At 34.5% G+C, this 17,613-nt stretch carries 11 protein-coding genes; 3 read left to right on the top strand and 8 right to left on the bottom strand.

The window, feature by feature from the left end:
• Positions 1-152: 152 nt before the first annotated feature.
• Positions 153-1,754: a RagB/SusD family nutrient uptake outer membrane protein gene (locus tag WBN21_RS06065; RefSeq protein WP_424198446.1), complete on the bottom strand. Its 1,602-nt coding sequence runs from the start codon at positions 1,752-1,754 to the stop codon at positions 153-155.
• Positions 1,755-1,765: 11 nt separating this feature from the next.
• Positions 1,766-4,819, bottom strand: coding sequence for a SusC/RagA family TonB-linked outer membrane protein (locus WBN21_RS06060; RefSeq protein WP_424198444.1), 3,054 nt, complete (start codon positions 4,817-4,819; stop codon positions 1,766-1,768).
• Positions 4,820-5,233: 414 nt separating this feature from the next.
• Between WBN21_RS06060 and WBN21_RS06055 the strand changes: the two genes are divergently transcribed.
• The 3 genes from WBN21_RS06055 to WBN21_RS06045 all read left to right on the top strand — a co-directional run bounded on the left by WBN21_RS06055 (position 5,234) and on the right by WBN21_RS06045 (position 8,941).
• Positions 5,234-6,412, top strand: a complete 1,179-nt coding sequence (locus tag WBN21_RS06055) for a hypothetical protein (protein ID WP_424198442.1) — start codon at positions 5,234-5,236, stop codon at positions 6,410-6,412.
• A 73-nt stretch (positions 6,413-6,485) separates the two neighbouring features.
• On the top strand, positions 6,486-7,355 hold the full coding sequence (locus WBN21_RS06050) for a hypothetical protein (protein ID WP_424198440.1): 870 nt from the start codon (positions 6,486-6,488) through the stop codon (positions 7,353-7,355).
• An 8-nt stretch (positions 7,356-7,363) separates the two neighbouring features.
• On the top strand, positions 7,364-8,941 hold the full coding sequence (locus WBN21_RS06045) for a ThuA domain-containing protein (protein WP_424198438.1): 1,578 nt from the start codon (positions 7,364-7,366) through the stop codon (positions 8,939-8,941).
• 213 nt (positions 8,942-9,154) lie between these two features.
• Here the strand turns inward: WBN21_RS06045 and WBN21_RS06040 are convergent, their stop codons facing one another.
• From WBN21_RS06040 to WBN21_RS06015, 6 genes are all read right to left on the bottom strand, one after another.
• The gene (locus WBN21_RS06040) at positions 9,155-12,130 is read right to left on the bottom strand and encodes a sugar-binding domain-containing protein (protein WP_424198436.1); all 2,976 of its coding nucleotides are present in this window, start codon (positions 12,128-12,130) and stop codon (positions 9,155-9,157) included.
• 9 nt (positions 12,131-12,139) lie between these two features.
• Entirely contained in the window at positions 12,140-12,271 is a 132-nt protein-coding gene (locus WBN21_RS06035; protein WP_424198434.1) for a hypothetical protein, read from the bottom strand.
• A 156-nt stretch (positions 12,272-12,427) separates the two neighbouring features.
• Positions 12,428-13,183 (bottom strand): 3-keto-disaccharide hydrolase, encoded by a 756-nt coding sequence (locus tag WBN21_RS06030; RefSeq protein ID WP_424198432.1) that lies wholly within the window; start codon positions 13,181-13,183, stop codon positions 12,428-12,430.
• Positions 13,184-13,207: 24 nt separating this feature from the next.
• Positions 13,208-14,800 carry a sulfatase gene (locus tag WBN21_RS06025; protein WP_424198430.1) on the bottom strand — a complete coding sequence of 531 codons (1,593 nt, stop codon included), beginning with the start codon at positions 14,798-14,800 and terminating at the stop codon, positions 13,208-13,210.
• Positions 14,801-14,991: 191 nt separating this feature from the next.
• Positions 14,992-15,942 carry a T9SS type A sorting domain-containing protein gene (locus WBN21_RS06020; RefSeq protein WP_424198428.1) on the bottom strand — a complete coding sequence of 317 codons (951 nt, stop codon included), beginning with the start codon at positions 15,940-15,942 and terminating at the stop codon, positions 14,992-14,994.
• Positions 15,943-16,179: 237 nt separating this feature from the next.
• Positions 16,180-17,562 (bottom strand): BNR repeat-containing protein, encoded by a 1,383-nt coding sequence (locus WBN21_RS06015; protein ID WP_424198426.1) that lies wholly within the window; start codon positions 17,560-17,562, stop codon positions 16,180-16,182.
• Positions 17,563-17,613: the final 51 nt, after the last annotated feature.

Genomic DNA, 17,613 nt, shown 5'->3' with positions numbered 1-17,613 from the left:
AAATATAATATTAACATTTAAGTATTGTGTCCTGCACTATGATGTACCTATTAATAGATTCTACCTATAATATTTTCTAAACAAAACAAAAAAACCGAAAGTCAAATGTCTTTCGGTTTTTAATAAAATAAACTAATTACTAAAACAAACTATTATCTATATCCATTATTTGTTGGATCTGAAGTCAATAAATTAGGATTTAATTGTAACTCGCTTAATGGAATTGGTAATAGAACATGATAATCTTGTATGTTCGCTGCTGGATTCCAAAAACGATATTCTATATTTCGCATAACATCCAATAAAATGCCCCATCTAATTAAATCATATCTTCTAAAACCTTCTCCTGCTAATTCCCATTTACGCTCATCGTAAATAGCTTGTCTAAAATCTACCTGACTAAGACCTTTAATAGCTTCTGCTTCTCCTATGGTAGCATACGAACGTTCTCTTACTTCCTTAATATACTCATACGCAGTAGTTGGATTACCTCCTGGACGTTCGTTCTCACATTCGGCTGCCATTAATTTCACGTCGGCTAAACGGAAAACCAATCTATTGTCTGCATGGTTAAAACGTGGTGAGTTCTCAATTGATAAGTTCCATAATTTTGGCATATATGGGAACACTAAATCAAAGCCTAAATAGTTTTGTAATACGTTATAAGGTCGTCGCAAATCGTTCATTGGAAACTTTTCTGCAAAATCCTTTCCTGCTACTTGTAATCCCGTTCCATTAAAGTATTCTCCCCTATCAGCCAAGGCGGCTCCCAAAGCTGATCTATCAGCAGCATTTAAAGGTTCATCTCTTAACCGAGGGCAAAACATAGATGGCCTCCAATTACCATTACCCCAAGCTGGATTCAAAGTACCACCAGCTTGATCAACCAAACCTTCTTCATACTGTCCTCTAATATCCTTTGCAAAGTCTAAAGACCAAATAATCTCTGAATTATATTCATTTGACAGATCAAAAACTGCTTCAAAGGTTGGCTGCATTTGATGTCCAGACTCATTTATTATCTCAAGGCATTTATCTAAACCTTTTTGCCATTGTTTTTGCTCCATGTAAGTTTTTGCCATAACTACAGCTGCGGCCCATTTTGAAGCTCTCCCTCTCTCATCTTCTGGATAAGAAGATTGAAGGTTATCCTGAGCGAATTGTAAATCGTCTAATACCCCCTCAATGATTGTTGCTTTTGGTGTTCTACCTAATTCTCTTATTTCGTTAATTTTGAGATTTTCAGTATAATACGGAGCATCTCCCCAAAGATTGGTAATATTCCAATACGCTAAACCACGTAGAAATCTAGCTTCTGCAATAATATCTGTTTGGGCTGCTGCCGAAATAGCATTGTTACCTGTTACCCTATCAATAATAATATTAGAGTTTAAAACGATTTTATAGGCATCTTTCCAAGTATCAGACACACTCATTCTCTGACCAGATTCATCGGCAATAGCTTCGTCAAGCGAATAACTCCCTATAGGGTTTACTAATCCAGGACGGTTTGGCTCAACGGTATCGGCTCCATTCTCGTAAAAGGTATCTAACCCTACTTGCCCATACATCGAATTATTTTTGTATATGGCATATACACCTGTAATAGCTTGTCTTGCATCCGACTCTGTAGCAAAGAAATTTTCTGGTGCAATAATGCTACGCGGATCTTCTTCTAAAAAGTTCTCACAACTATAGCATGCGAACATTATAAAGAAGATGTATAAATATTTGTTTTTTATTATTGTTTTCATAAGTATGTTTTTTAAAAAGTTACGTTAACTCCTAGGGTTAAAACTTGGGCATTAGGATATTCTCCGTTAGAAAAACCTTGAGCTATATTACCTAATCCATCATTTCCAAACCTACTAGTTTCAGGGTCTATCAATTTAAAATCTGAGATTAAAAGCAAATTAGTTCCTGAAGCATAAATAGACATTGCTTTTATACCTTTTAAACCAATTTTATCAACTGGAAAGTTATATGTTAATGTTGCTGTTTTTAATCTTAAGTGTGATCCATCTTCTACATCATAAGAGCTTGGAACTACATTAGAAAAACCATCATGTCCTGCTCTTGGAATATCAGAGGTTTGATTATCTGGCGTCCAACGATCTGCTATTTCACTAAACTTAGGATTTTCACCACGAGTCCAGAAATTCCCACGAGTTCTTAAATTATAAACCTCATTACCCACAGTACCTTGAAAGTAAATATTAAGATCAAAATTCTTATAAGAAAAGTTATTTTCAAATCCATAAATTAAATCTGGAAATGGGCTACCTAAAACCACATAATCTTCATTTGATATAGTAGTATCCCCGTTTAAATTCTCAAATCTAGGCCCTCCAACTATTTGTGATCCAGGGTTTAATCCAGATGCATCAATCTCTGCTTGACTTTTCCATGTCCCCAAATAGTTTGCACCTGTAAATACAGGCGCTGATTCACCAACAATGAGACGCAAATTACCAGCACCCACAATTTGATCTACAACTACATCAATAAACTCTTGTCCACCTAAATCAAGTACCTTGTTTTTATTAGAAGATAAGGTTAAAGTTGTATTCCATCTAAAATTAGCATTACTAATATTGGTAGAATTTACTAAAAACTCCCAACCTTTATTTTCTAAAGATCCTACATTTTGTAATTGACTAGTAAAACCTGTTTGTCTTGGTATTGCTACATCAAGTAATATATCGTTTGTCTGTTTTCTATAGTAATTAAATTCAGCAAATACTTTACCTCTAAACAATGAAGCCTCCAAAGCGATATCAAAAGAACTTGTGGTTTCCCATATTAAATCTGGATTTGCTGGTCTACCAAGTGTTACTCCTGGTTGTTGCACTCCATTAAGGGTGGTGTTTGCTTCTTCATATAAAGAAAGTGTACTATAAGGATCTATGGCTTGATTACCCGATTTACCCCAACTAGCTCTTAGCTTTAAATCTTGAAAAACATTTTGATTTTCCATAAATGCTTCTTCAGAAATTTTCCAAGCACCAGCTACTGATGGAAAGAAATTATATTTATTTCCTGGCGCGAAAACCGAACTACCATCACGTCTACCTACTAAAGTTAAAAGGTATTTATCTTTATATGAATAATTAATTCTTCCAAAAAGAGACTCAATTTGATTACTCTCAAAATCACTACCAACTATATTTCTTGTTGGATCTGTTCCTAATGCTAGGTTATTAAAACTAGTGGCATCTGTTGTAATTCCAAAAGCTTGATTTTCAAAACTCTCAAAACTTGTTTTTTGAAAAGATAGCCCTCCAAGCACTGTAACACTGTGGTCTTTTCCAAAATCTTTGGTGTACTGAATGGTATTTTCGTTGTTCCATCCAAAAGATGACAAACCTGTTAACCTCGCATTTCCTGTTTCTCCAACTACAGTAAGATCAGGTCGTTGACTTGAAGTAAATTCATTTCTTTTCCAATTGTTTATTTCTGGATTAAAAGTAGAACGAATAATTAAATTCTCAATTGGGCTATACTCCAAGTAAATTGTACCTAACATGTTACTTGTTGTTGTTTGGTCTGTATCAAGTTTAGCAGTAGCTACTGGATTATTAAATGGTGCCCCAATAACATCATTAAACCCACTATAAGTTCCATCATCATTAAAAACAGGTTGCGTAGGAAGAATATTTAAAAGCCCTCCATAGCCTACAACACCGTTTTTTTGATTTAATCTAGAATAATTTACTCTAAATCCAGATTTTAACTTATCACTTAATTTAAATTCTATATTAGACCTGAAAATAAATTTCTTAATACCAGAATTTTCTATTAAACCATCCTGATCGAAAAAATTAAGCGAGTTGTAATAATTTACATTTCCATTTTCAGAAGCCCCTGCAATAGATACATCAGCATTATATATAGGTGTTGGATTTAATAAAAGGTCGAAAAAATCATTATCTGGATAATCCGATGGATTTCCAGGAAAAGGCTCTGCAACCCCTCTGAAACGGGCATCTTCATTAGTATAGGCTATTTGCTCAGCTTGACTTAAATACTTTGGTCGCTCTGGCACTAATTGCATACTTGTATAAACACCTACATTTACCTGTGGCTTACCCCCACCAATATTTGCACCATTTTTTGTAGTTACCAATATAACACCGTTAGCACCTCTAGAACCATAAATAGCAATTGAGGATGCATCTTTCAAAATCTCGATAGATTTAATGTCATTGGAATTAATATTATTTAAATTGAAATTTGTTCCAACGATAATACCATCAATAACCCAAAGTGGCTGATTACTTCCTGTAATGGAATTACCACCTCTTACTCTAATGGATGTACCTGCACCAGGAGCACCACTTGTTTGTGTTACTTGCACCCCTGCGGCTCTACCTTGTAGAGCTTGATCTACCCTAGCTACAGGAACAGCTGTTATATCTTCAGCACTTACCGAAGACACTGAACCTGTTAAGTCTGATTTTCGTTGTGTACCATAACCAATAATAACTACTTCGTCAAGTTTGTTATCTTCTTCTAGAGAAACATTAATTTGTGTTTGATTACCAACTAAAACTTCTTTTGAAGAATAGCCAACATAAGAAATAGATAGAGTATTGGAAGCTTCTGCATTAATAGAGAAATTTCCATCAAAATCTGTAGTTGTTCCTTTGGTTGTTCCTTTAACAATAACAGTCGCCCCAGGTAAAGGTTGACCGTCTGCTGTTACGGTACCTGATACCGTTTGTGCATTTGTCATTGCCATACAAGACAACGCCAAAATTGCACACATCCAAACTTTCCTAAAATCCGAAAGCATTTTTAATTTAGTTTTTAATTTCATAAATTTTAGTTGAATTTATTATTAGATTCCTAAAATATTTCTTAAATTTTTATTGAGTATCCTGCAGTACCTGTTATGTTCTGTGCTGTAATTTCAATCTTTTTGCTAGGTTTTAACTTAAAAACTAGATATAAATTCATTATTTTTGGAGGTTTTATTTTTTAATTATGTATAAGAAAAAACACATATAATTAACTTAACAATATAAAAAGCTTCACATGTATCATACCTAATTTAATTTTACAACAGGACAGTACGGGTTACTTTACTAAACTCTAGATGTTACTTTTAAAAAAGATAATTACATTCCAAATTGCTAAAATTAAAACTCGCATGTTGCAAATTAGACCAGATGAAAAAAACAAACTTTTTTTTAACATTTTAATCGTTCTACTATTTAACAGTACTATCCTATTGGCACAGGAAAAAAAATTAAGTTTACCAATTATTGATAAAACTGTAATTTTTGAAGAACAAAATGGAATTGTTTCTGTTGAGGCAGAATTTTTCCATAAACAAACTTCTACCGATATAAGGCAATGGTATCGAACTTCAAAAGATGAATTACCTATAATTGGTAGAGATGAAGATAAAGCGCATTGCTATGACGCTAGTAATAATGCCTATCTTGAAATACTGCCTGATACACGTGTAACGCACTCTGATAAATTAGTACATGGTGAGAATTTCTCAAATACACCTGGTAAAATGGCTGTTTTAGATTATAACATAAAATTTAATACTCCTGGGCGTTATTATGTTTGGGTGCGTGCTTTTAGCACAGGTGCAGAAGATAATGGTTTGCATGTTGGCTTAAATGATACATGGCCAGAACACGGACAGCGCATGCAATGGTGTAAAGGTAAAAAGCAATGGACTTGGGACAGTAAACAACGAACGAAAGAAATTCATTGCGGTGTGCCACATAAAATATATTTAGACATTACCAAAGCTGGAATTCACACGATTCAATTTAGCATGCGCGAAGATGGTTTTGAATTTGATAAATTCATTTTAACTAATAATATAAACTTCATTCCTGTTGAAAAGGGTCCAAAAGTAGTTTTAGCTCAAGGTAAACTGCCAGCATCATTTCCTGAGGTAAAAATGCCATCCTATTTCAAAACTATTTCAATGGCTTTACCTGAAAATAGATATATTGCCGCCCAAGAATTTCCTGTAGAAGATACAAACTTCTACAAAAATGGAAAGAATTGGTTGGCGATTAACCCAGAAAAAAATAAAGAAGCAACCTCAACAACAAATTTTAATTTTGAATCGGGAAATTATGATGTTGTTTTTGTGGGTATAGGCGAAAATGATGGAAAATCTACCTTTACTATTTCTATAAATGATATTGAAATTGGAAGTTATTCGCCTGAATTAACCGAAAGACTATTCGAGGAAGGCAAAAAATATAACGCACTATGGAAGAATGTATCCATAAAAAAAGGAAATAAAATTACTGTAAAAGCAAAAGTAGGTAGTGACGGCGAAGAATGGACCAGAGGCCGATGGGCAGGAATTATTTTTGCTCCTGTTGGGCAGGGAGAAACTATTCAAAATGCGGCATCTACTTATTATCAAAACTAAAAACAAATACTGACTAAACATTCTATCAAGTAATATTTCGCATTTTGAAAAAATTTATAAACTGAATTCTAAAATGAAAACTAAAACCTTATTAATACTATTAACCTTCTCATTAATTTCTTTTTTCACATTTGCCCAAAAAGTAAACGCTCCGAAAGGTAGAATAGCCATAGTAGCAGACGGAAACTCTCCAGACCCTGATGATTTAGGAGGAACTGCTATTACCATTGCTTTAATAAGATCAGCTGGTTTAGAAGATAGATTAGTACACTATTCTCATAGTTGTGATTTGGTAAGAGATGATCGCATATCTGAAAAAGCTGAAAAAGAGCGCCACCATTTAATGCAAGTTGCTTGTGATATGACCGCGAGACGCTGGGGTGGTTTTGATAATTTAACCTTTTACGATGCTATATGGCAAAAAGAAGCAACCATCAACGACTTATGTTGGGCTATAAACGCTTCTACAGCCAATGACCCTTTATGGATAATTGAAGCCGGAGAACCTGATATTATTGGTATGGCATTAAAAAAGACCCCTACAGAAAAACACAAATTTATAAAAGTTATTACGCATCATCCTGCCAATGATAATGCTGGAGATTTTTATACATGGCAGCAAATATTAGACTTTGGCATTGAAGAAGTTCGTATACCAGACCAAAATATTAATTTAAAAGTTGATATTGAAAAATGGGATTGGGCCAAAAACCATTCAGACCCTAGAATACAGCTCATTTGGACTATTGGAAAAATAGCTGAAGTTGATAATATCGTTAAATTTCAAAAAGGAAAATGGGACTGCTCTGATGCTGGAATGGTACTTTATTGGATCACAGGAGCTAACGTTAATAACGGATTAAAACAAGGTGATATTGAAGATGTACAAAACATGCTTTTAAACTATATTACTAAGAACCCAGAAATCAAGGTTAAAAAATAATATTTGACATGAATAGACTCGCTTTTATAGTATTTATAGCATTTTTAAATACCAATATCGTGCTTGCTCAAGAAAGCGCAATAAATATTTTAGTATTTTCAAAAACAGAAGCTTTTAGACATAAATCTATCCCAACTGGTATAGAATTTTTATCTAATATGGCGGTAAAAAATAATTGGAACATACACTTTTCTGAAGATTCGGATGATTTTAATATTCCCAACCTTTCCAAATATGATGTTTTAGTATTTCTAAACACTTCTGGTAATATTTTCTCTGAAGATCAAAAATTGGCACTACAAAATTATTTTGCAAGAGGTAAAGGGTTTGTAGGTATACACGCTGCCTCTGATACTGAAAAGCAATGGGATTGGTTTACAGAAATGATTGGAGCTACTTTTAAAAACCATCCTAAAGTACAACCAGCAACGCTAAATATTAATACGGATTGCGAACATCCTGCTATAAAAGGACTCAACAATGAAGAGGTTTTTAGGGATGAATGGTATAATTTTCTGAAGCCTGTAGGTAAACATGTAACTGTTTTGGCTTCACTAGATGAAACTTCCTACGAGGGCAAAAAAATGAACACCAATAATCATCCTATAAGTTGGTATCATATTTATGATGGCGGTCGTGTTTTTTATACGGGCTTAGGTCATACCAATGAAATTTATAAGGATCCTAGATATAATAATCATATTGAAGGTGCTATTTTATGGGCCTCCGGTTTAAAAGATGCAGCTAAATTATCAAAAAAATGGACTAATTTAATGGATGGTGATCCTTATAAAAATTGGGATGTTTTTATAGGTGCACCTCATGCTACAGTTACAGATTTAGAAGGTGTAGACCCGGAAAGTGATGGTAAAAACTCAAAACCACTAGGTCTTAACAATGACCCTAAGAAGGTTTTTAATTTTAAAACTATCGAAGGCGAACAAACACTTCATATATCTGGTGAAATTTATGGTGCTTTAACTTCAAAAAAAGAATATGAAAACTATCATTTAAAACTTCAATTTAAATGGGGAGAAAAAATTTGGGAACCTAGGCTGCTGCGTGAAAGAGATAATGGCCTTTTGTATCATTGCACTGGACCACATGGGAAATTTTGGAATGTTTGGATGCAATCACAAGAATTTCAGGTTCAAGAAAGCGATATGGGAGATTACTATGCCTTAGCAGGAACCTTGATTGATATTCCGTCTATTAAAAAAGAAGGAGAAAAAGAATTTGATTATTTAAATGATGGTGAACTCAACACTTTTTCAAGTGTTGAAAGAAAGTTCCCTGCCCATTGCAACAAAGGCTTTGATAATGAAAACCCACATGGCGAATGGAACACTTTAGAGTTGATTTGTTTTGAAGGTACCAGTTTGCATATTGTTAACGGTAAGGTTGTTATGGCCTTGTTTAATTCAAGACATAAAAATTTAGATGGACAAATTGTACCACTTCAAAAAGGACGCATTCAAATTCAATCGGAAGCCGCTGAAGCCTATTATAAAAATATTGAGATAAAAGCTATTAATAAAATTCCTGGTAAGTATAGAAAATACTTAAATAGTCATATTGGTAATTGAAAATAAATTTAGATTATACGTTTATTTGTTTAAATTACAATTGTTGCAGAGTAATTCAAAAAACAAAGATTGAAATGCCTTGTATAAATGAACTTTTCTGCGTTAGGGTTGAGGCATTTGTTGAAGCTCCCCGACGCAGGAGGGAACCAGTAGAGAAAGCCTGCCTGCCGGCAGGCCCGACCCGAAGGGTAACGCCCAAATAATTTTATTTATTTAATACTTCTTACCAATTACAGTATACATTCTACAATTTTCTGGTGCATCGCCATCACTATTTCCAGCCATAATTATACTTTCGCCAGCTTCGGCAACACGATGAAATACTGACATTGTTACATCTCCAACTTTTATATTATCACCATTATCCTTATAATCTTTTAATAAGAATTCTGGTCTTGGCACGGTATCATCATGCAACACGTAAATATGCATTTTTACGCCAGCAATGAACTGTAGTTGATCTCTGGCCCAATATCGATTATCAGAATTTGGTGTCCTTATATATTCTGCTTCGTTAACATACCTTGGAAGATGCGTATAATTATGTTCCAAATCTGTATGGGCTTTTTTACCCCAATGCATGTTAGTTCTTAACATGGCTTTACCGTCTCCCGTATAACTAAACTTCTTAAATAACTCGCTTCGGTTTTTAATACCCGGTATGTATTCTGGAATTTCAGGTGTATATGCAGGCATTGGTTCTTTGGTCAATACATCTTCATACACTTGTGGCAATTGGGTTGTTAACCCGTTTTTTATTTTAACGGGGTTGGATGTAAGTTCAATACTTGTTGATTTTAATCCTGACTGTCTTACAGTTACTTTCGAAGAGCCTGCTTTCAATAGTGATTTTACAGCTACACGGTTAATACCTGCTTCAATATCTAAATACAAATTATTGGTGGAGTTTGGTTTACCACTATTATAACCTCCTCTCCAAATGCCATCACCTTCGAAAGTAAAATCTACTCGACCTTTAGCTAAAGGATATCTTCTACCTTCAGAATCAACCACCTCAACATCAATTAATGCAATATCAGAGCCATCGGCTTGCCACCCTTTTGGTCCTGTAATTGGTGTTACTTTAAGTGCCACAGGTTCTCCAGCTGTTTCTTTGGTTTGAGTAACTTTTAATTCGTTATTAATATAGCCCTCAGCTTTAATTTCTCCCGCTTCCCATGACACATTTTTAAATTGATATACATAACCATCTTTTGGTGTGTTATTTTCTCCTATAACCTTTCCGTTTACGTATAGCTTAACACCTGCCGTATTTGAAATTACAAAGATGTCTTTTTTCGTACCTTCAGTATAATTCCAATGTCCAACAATATGCACTTGTGGTTCTGGTCGCCACATGGCTTTTAAAGCGTAAAATGCTTCTTTAGGCAAGCGTACCGCATCTACTTCTCCACTAGCTCTGGTAACCTCTGTAGGACAACGCCCACCGTGGGGACCATCAGAGAAAATCCAATTGGCGCCACCAACATGAAATGCCTTTTTACCCATTTTGTTCCACCAATGGTCCGCTTGTTTTACTGCAAATTCTTCGGAGTTTAACTTATATGTATTTTTATTAATGTTTTGGTGATTATAAAAATTATCATCAGGCGATTGTTTATCCCAAATACGTCTTGGTGCTTCTTCTCGATTATACTCGCTTTCAACTACTGGTAATTCTGGATATTCACGTTCCCATCCTTCGGTTCCTATTTCGATGGATACATAGCCTTCGGAATCATTCTTAACATCTGCTCTACGGTTACCCATAAGGCGTTTTCCGTTGGGATCAAATGTATTGATAACATCTAAAATTTCTTGATAATGTGCTTCGGTTTCAGCCCAATTACCACCTTCCCAAATAAAAATAGATGGGTGGTTACGATAATAAACTATCATATCTTTAAAGGCTTTTATACGAATGTCCCAAGTTTCACCTTCATCTTGAGATTCGCCACTTACACCAGGCATTAGCGTTACAAAACCATATTTATCGCCCATAGTAATTTCTGCTGGTGACCCAGCACAATGTCCCCAACGAATAAAATTACCTCCAGCTTCGTCCATTAACTGATACGTGTAATCGCGCAACCAATCTGGTAAGGCTGCACCTAATCCAGCCCATGAATTAGTTGGTTTTTGCCCCCAACCATGTAATTTGGCATATTCGCCATTGTTTGAAAAACCAGTATCTTTATTAAAATCGAAGCTTCTAATTCCTAAAGGTGTATTGTATGAATCTATCGCTTTACCATCAACTTTTAATACGGTTTCTACATTGTACATGTATGGATGACGTGTGTACCAACGGTTAGGATTTGTAACACTTGTTTTGGCCGAAAAAGTAAATTTCTCACCAGCAGCCATACTTTTTTCTGAAGATGTTACCGCTACAACTTTTCCATCATCATCTATAATTTTAGCTACATATACCACATTTTTGGATTCTGGGTATTCATTTTGAACTTCGGCGTTTATTGTAACATCGGCATTTTCTGCCGTAATGTTTTCGGCATATACATAAGTGCCGAGGGTTTCTAAATTATCGTAAAGAGGAAGCGTAATATGAAGTGGTTCCATAACATGAAGAAATACATTTCTGTAAATACCGCCATGATTAGGATGCCAATGTTCATGATGCCATACTAAAGGAAAATTTTCTCTAAAATGGTCACCACGGTCATTATTCACTTTTACAGCTAATACATTATTTTTCCCAAATTTAAGATGTGGCGTTAAATCAAAACCAAAAGGAATAAAACCGGTTTGATTTTGACCAATATGTTTTCCGTTAATATATACATCAGCAATTTGGCGCACGGATTCAAACTCTACAAATACTTTTTTACCAGAATCTTCTTCTGGCAATTTAAAATGTTTGCGATACCAAACTGTACCTCTCCAATGGTTATCTTCCCCATCATGATGTCCATGACTTAAATCATCAAACGTGTCGATATCATTAAAGGTATGTGGGCAACTTATGGTTTCCCAAGAAGCGTCATTAAAACCTAATTCTTGCGCATTTTCTGGGTTTTGCTTAATAAACTTCCAATCTAAGTTAAAGTTATACTTAGTTCGAGGTTCTTCAGAAATATGTACTACACTTTCCTTTTTACTAATACAAGAAAAAATGCCAGTTCCTATTATACATAAAAACATAGCCCTTAAAATTTTTATTCTAATCATTATTATCTATTATGGTATTAATTCTATAAGCTTCACACTATGAGGCTCTAAATCTACTTTTAAGGTCAGGTTTACTTCATGCTTTTTTATTATGAAATCTGTAATAGTTTTTGGCAACTTTGGCATTTCGGCATAGTTCATTAAATTTGCATTAACTGCATCTTTCCATCTATTTTCAAAACGGTCTGAAGTTCATTGTCCATTTATTCGTCCATCTGTTTTTTAGTTACACCTGAAGCTCTTAAAATTGGTTCATCATAATACCAAAGTATGTGTAATTTAAATATATTACCAAGATTATAATTGCTTTAATTTTAAATTCTTAAACTCAACCTTCATGGGTGGACCTACATGCACCTGGACACCTATATATCCCTTATTAGACCTATTGACTGAATCTAAATCAGTTACCTTACTAATCAATTTACCATTTATATAATGTTCCATTATATTATCTTTTACTATAAGGTGAACGGAATTCCAATCATTGGATTTGATAATTGATTTTAGCTGTGATTTAGGGTTAGTTTCTATAATATTTCTAGATTGCCAGCAATTTTTAATTACATTTTTACGCAAGTTACTTTTAGGAATACTATCTGGCATCTGCGGAATAGTTACTATTTCTCCCATATATGCCAATGTGGTTCTTTTTTTCTCTTCGTAGTTTTGACCAGTATATTTATTTTTACCATCAATATCACATTGATAGCCTCGCAAGGCAAAAGGCATGGTCTCAATAATTTCACTTCTGTAATTGATGCCACTATTTCCAGATTCAGTTATTCTATATTCCAATTTCAATTCAAAATTCTCTGGCTGTTCTTTTTCATAAATTATAAAAGAATTACGTTTTAAAATCGTTTCCGGTGTTACCTCTCCTATTAAAATTCCATTTTCAACGCGCCAATATACAGGGTCTCCGCTCCATCCTTCCATATCTTCACCATTAAATATGGATTGAAATTTGTCTTCCTTTTCTGTGGATGCACTTTTACATGATGAAAAACTTATCATGAGACTACACAGTATTACATAAAATATTGAACGCATAATGTTTTTTTTTTAATGAATGTTTTAATCTTCCGTTAGCTTACTTTTCCACCAATTGTCATTAGGTTGAAAATCTTTTGAAAGCACATCAAATCTAGCTCTCTCTAAAGAAGTCCATTTTTGATTTACTATATTAGAATACCTTTTTTGGGCTTTAAGGCTATCATATTGAATATCTTTTTCAGGATATTTTGCACCTACTTCTATTAACCAACTCAATAATTCACCACTCATTTCAATGGCTATTTCAGAATTTTTAGAAAGCACATTTAAATCATCTTCTTCTGTTGATGGTAATTTATACAACTCTTCATGCCCATCTTCCCAATAATGGATTAATTTCCAACCTTCTTTTTGAATTATAGAGGTTGGTTCGCCACCTTGATTTCCGTAATGCGGATAGTGCCAATATAATGGTCTGTTTACCTCTAAATTATTACCTTCTAATAGTGGTTTTAAACTTATACCATCTTTATGTTGTTCGGGGTTTAAGGGCACATTTGCTAAATCTAACAAAGTGGGATAAAAATCAGTATTAATAACTGGAAATCCTGTTGATGCACCTGCGTGTTTTAACCACGGCACTTTTATAAAAAAGGGTTCTCTAATACCACCTTCCCATTGATAACCTTTTCCCCCTCTAAGCGGTAAATTACTGGTGGCGTAATGATCGCCCGATGCAACACCTCCATTATCGGAAGTAAAAACCACAATAGTATTTTTATCTAATCCGTTGTCTTTTAATGCTTTTAAAACAACACCAACGGCGTCATCCATAGTTTCTACTAAACCACCATAAACGGGATTGTCTTGCACTTGACGAATAGGCAGTACACGTTCCATTTTATAGCCAGACTCTGCTATTCCCATACTATCTGCTTTATTGCGGTATTTTGCCCACTTGGATTCTGTAGTTTGAATAGGTGCATGTACTGCATAAAAGGATAAAAAAGCGAAAAAAACCGAATCTTTATGTTTCTCAATAAAACTAGCAGTTTCTTGAGCCAAACGCATGGTTAGGTTTTCTCCTTTCTTTTTGTTTTCTAATTTGGGGTTATTCCATGGGGAGAAAAAACCACCTCTTGGTGATCCTGCATCTATACCAGCTATATTAATATCGAATCCATGATCCTCGGGATAAGAGCCTTTCCCCCCTAAATGCCACTTCCCTGCAAAAAAAGTTTTATAACCACTGATTTTAAAAGCTTCGGCAATGGTAATATCATTTTGTGGTAAAACATGAACATAGTCTGCTGGTAATAATTTATCGTAGTGATTTTTGGTGCGCCAGTCCTCCCCTGTTTTTGCACCTATCCAATCTGTAATGCCGTGCCTTGCAGTAAATTTACCTGTCATGATACTAGCGCGTGACGGACTGCAAACCTGACTCGCAGCATAACCTTGTGTAAAAATCATGCCTTCGTTTGCTAGTTTATCTACGTTTGGAGTTTCGTAATATGTACTTCCTGTAACGCCCAGATCGTGGTAGCCTAGGTCGTCAACAAGAATGAATAAGATGTTAGGTTTAGCAATTTCTATAATATTTTTTGTGTTTTTTTGACACCCTAAAACTGATAGTATTATGATAAAATATTTATAAAATTTAAAATTACACATGAATTATCTGTTTTAATATACAGGGTTTATTCTATTAAATACAAATCCTAAACTTTACCTTTTATGTTCGTGTTAGTGCCGTATAGGCAGCTTTTAGCGAAGCGAAAATCGCGCCAAAACTATTAACAGAAAGCCCAAATCCTTTTGGCTAAAGCCCATAAGTGAGTTGTTTTTATTGAAAATTTATGATATTATATTTTTATAATTTTTTTGACAAAACTAGAATTAGTGGTATTACTAGTTAAAAAATAAACCCCACTTTTTAAATCGCTGATATCCATAGTTTGCTTTCTTGAAGACGTATGAACCGTTTTTACAGTTGCACCTAGTATATTAGATAGAATTAACGTTGTATTAACTGGTAAGTTATCAAAATTTACAAGTCCCTTTGTTGGGTTTGGGTATACTTTTATATTCGCTAACTTATTTTTACTAGTAGATAAAGCTTCATAACAGGAGGATTCAGCGTTCGATAAATCGAATGCTGTGGTTCCTGAAACTGTATTACGATGCAATACCATTTTATCAATAAATAAATATGATGACCTAGCATCTACAGTAATGTTATATTCTTTAGCTTCATTAAAGGTAACCCATACTCTGTGCGAATCGCCATCATTTGTATTGGTTACAAAACCCCAATCTAACCTGTTTCCAAAGGCCTTAATAAAGTTTTGAGTAGAACTTCCTTCAGCACAAGTTAAATTTGTATCATTCTCACACATTGGTTTTGGATATACTTTGGCGCCGCTTTTAATGCCATAAAAATCTTCGCCATCAATCTTTAACCATGCGTCATTATGCTCTCCAGGACTAGTTCCTAAACCTACTCGCATTCTCCAAGCAAACCGATAGGTTCCTGGGTTATTAATTTTAATTTTATAAACAATTGACGCGTTAGAAAGTGCATTAAAAGATTGTGCCCCCGTCCAATATAAATATGTGATATCTTCACCATTAACAGTTTCTGAACCTATTTGCCAGCGATTATCGTTAATAATTCCAGATTCCATTTCTATAGTTAATAACCCATTCTGCTCTTCAAAAGGTAATGTTCCATTGCATGTAGCTGTCTGCGCATATACACCTATAGCAAAGGTTAAAAGAGTAATAATTGTGGTAATTGTAATTTTATTTTTCATTTATGTATTTCTTAGGAAGTAATAATACTTAATTGGTTTCAAAAAAGTATCCTGCTCTATATGGTACTGTATCGTATAAAGTAGAGAAGAAATACAAATTATAGCAGGTTTTCCTGCGATTAGAATCGAATGGCATGTTTGATTAAGATGTTTGTCGGGAACACAGCTAAAGCCTGACCCGACCTTAGGAGCGTCAAGTCGCAAAAATTATTTATCAAGCGTTTATAAATAGGATTATTACTCTATTTTTAATAAAACTAAAGCACTTAAGGGGCCGTCTGGAATAACCTCTGGTGCGTGCTGCCTAAAACCACCGTGTTTCGCTTCCCATTTAAGTAGATATCTTGAACCATTTGATTGCATCGCAGTTTGATCATAAGCTATTCTCACATTCATGCCATTTCTATTGGTCATGGGCTTTCTGAAATCCTCAGGATATTTAAGTTGAATATTAGCTACCTTATCGGTATGTGTTAGAGTTTCTATATCGATGGTATAACGACCTGAATCGCCTTTTTCGGTTTCCCAATTAATGGCCATAATGCCGTCATCGGAAATACCAATAAATTCAAATTTTCCACCAATAGTCATAAAAGCACCACCATCAATAAATTTCCAACGAAAATCCCAGTTTGATATTTGCTTAGTCAGCCATTCACCATTATTAAATTTAGCGAGATAGAGCTGAGTATTTCCTGCTTCATCATATTTAACGTAGCCAATAATGGGCTCGTTATTTTTAGTTAAAATTAGTTTATATCTACTATTATGCATCCCGCCTTTTGATGGTGTTGGGTCCACTAAAACTTTTTCATCTTCTGGTCTAAAAGGAGGGGTCACTTTGTCTCCCGCAGCATTTGTCCAATTTTTTAAATCTGATGTTTTAGCGTAACAAATATTATGACTAGTTTCAACAGCTGGTGTCCAACGCCAAATCCAAGCAAAATGAAAATCGCCATTGGCGTCTTTTACCCAATGATGATAGGCTGCGCGATCGTCATTAGCCTCTATACCTTCAAACAAAGGCTGCTCTAAGTAGCGCTCCCATTTTTCTTCTTTTGGCAAATATCTATTGATTAATATATTGCCGTTACCACATGTTCCAGAGCGGTAAGAAAATAGCAAACTTCCTGTTTTATCATGGAAAAAATTGGGGTATGTTACACTTCCTTCGTCCTGACCTACCATTTTGTTTATGGCAACCATAGTATTGACATCAAACGATTTTGTGCTTCTAAAATATGCTAACGGATCTACATGCTGGTTACCACTTACATGAATATAACCTAACTCATCGATGCCTAATTTTACAGAATTATGCGAATCCCATATAAGTTGGTTTGGAAGTGTTTTTTTTGTCCAATGATTACTACCAATTTCTCTTGAAGCAACCGTCATCATCCTTTTACTATCGAAATAAGCTATGAATTGTTTGTCATTGACGGTTTTCAAATCAAAACCAACACCGTTGGCAGCCCAAACTGAATCAACAACTATTTGTTCAACAATTTCTGGTTGTCTTAATTCAACTGTTTCACTTGCTGCAAGACTTGATTGTTTTGTAGTATTACCACATGAATTTAATAGAATAAATAAAAGTATAATGCCAGCAGCTTTCATATCAATCTTATTTAGATGTTTTTAAATATTGAAGATTATACTCACCTGAAC

Source organism: Algibacter sp. (assembly GCF_049667265.1).
GTDB lineage: Bacteria > Bacteroidota > Bacteroidia > Flavobacteriales > Flavobacteriaceae > Algibacter_B.
The sequence above is the reverse complement of the archived record's forward strand: the minus strand, read 5'-3'. Positions and strand labels throughout refer to the sequence as shown.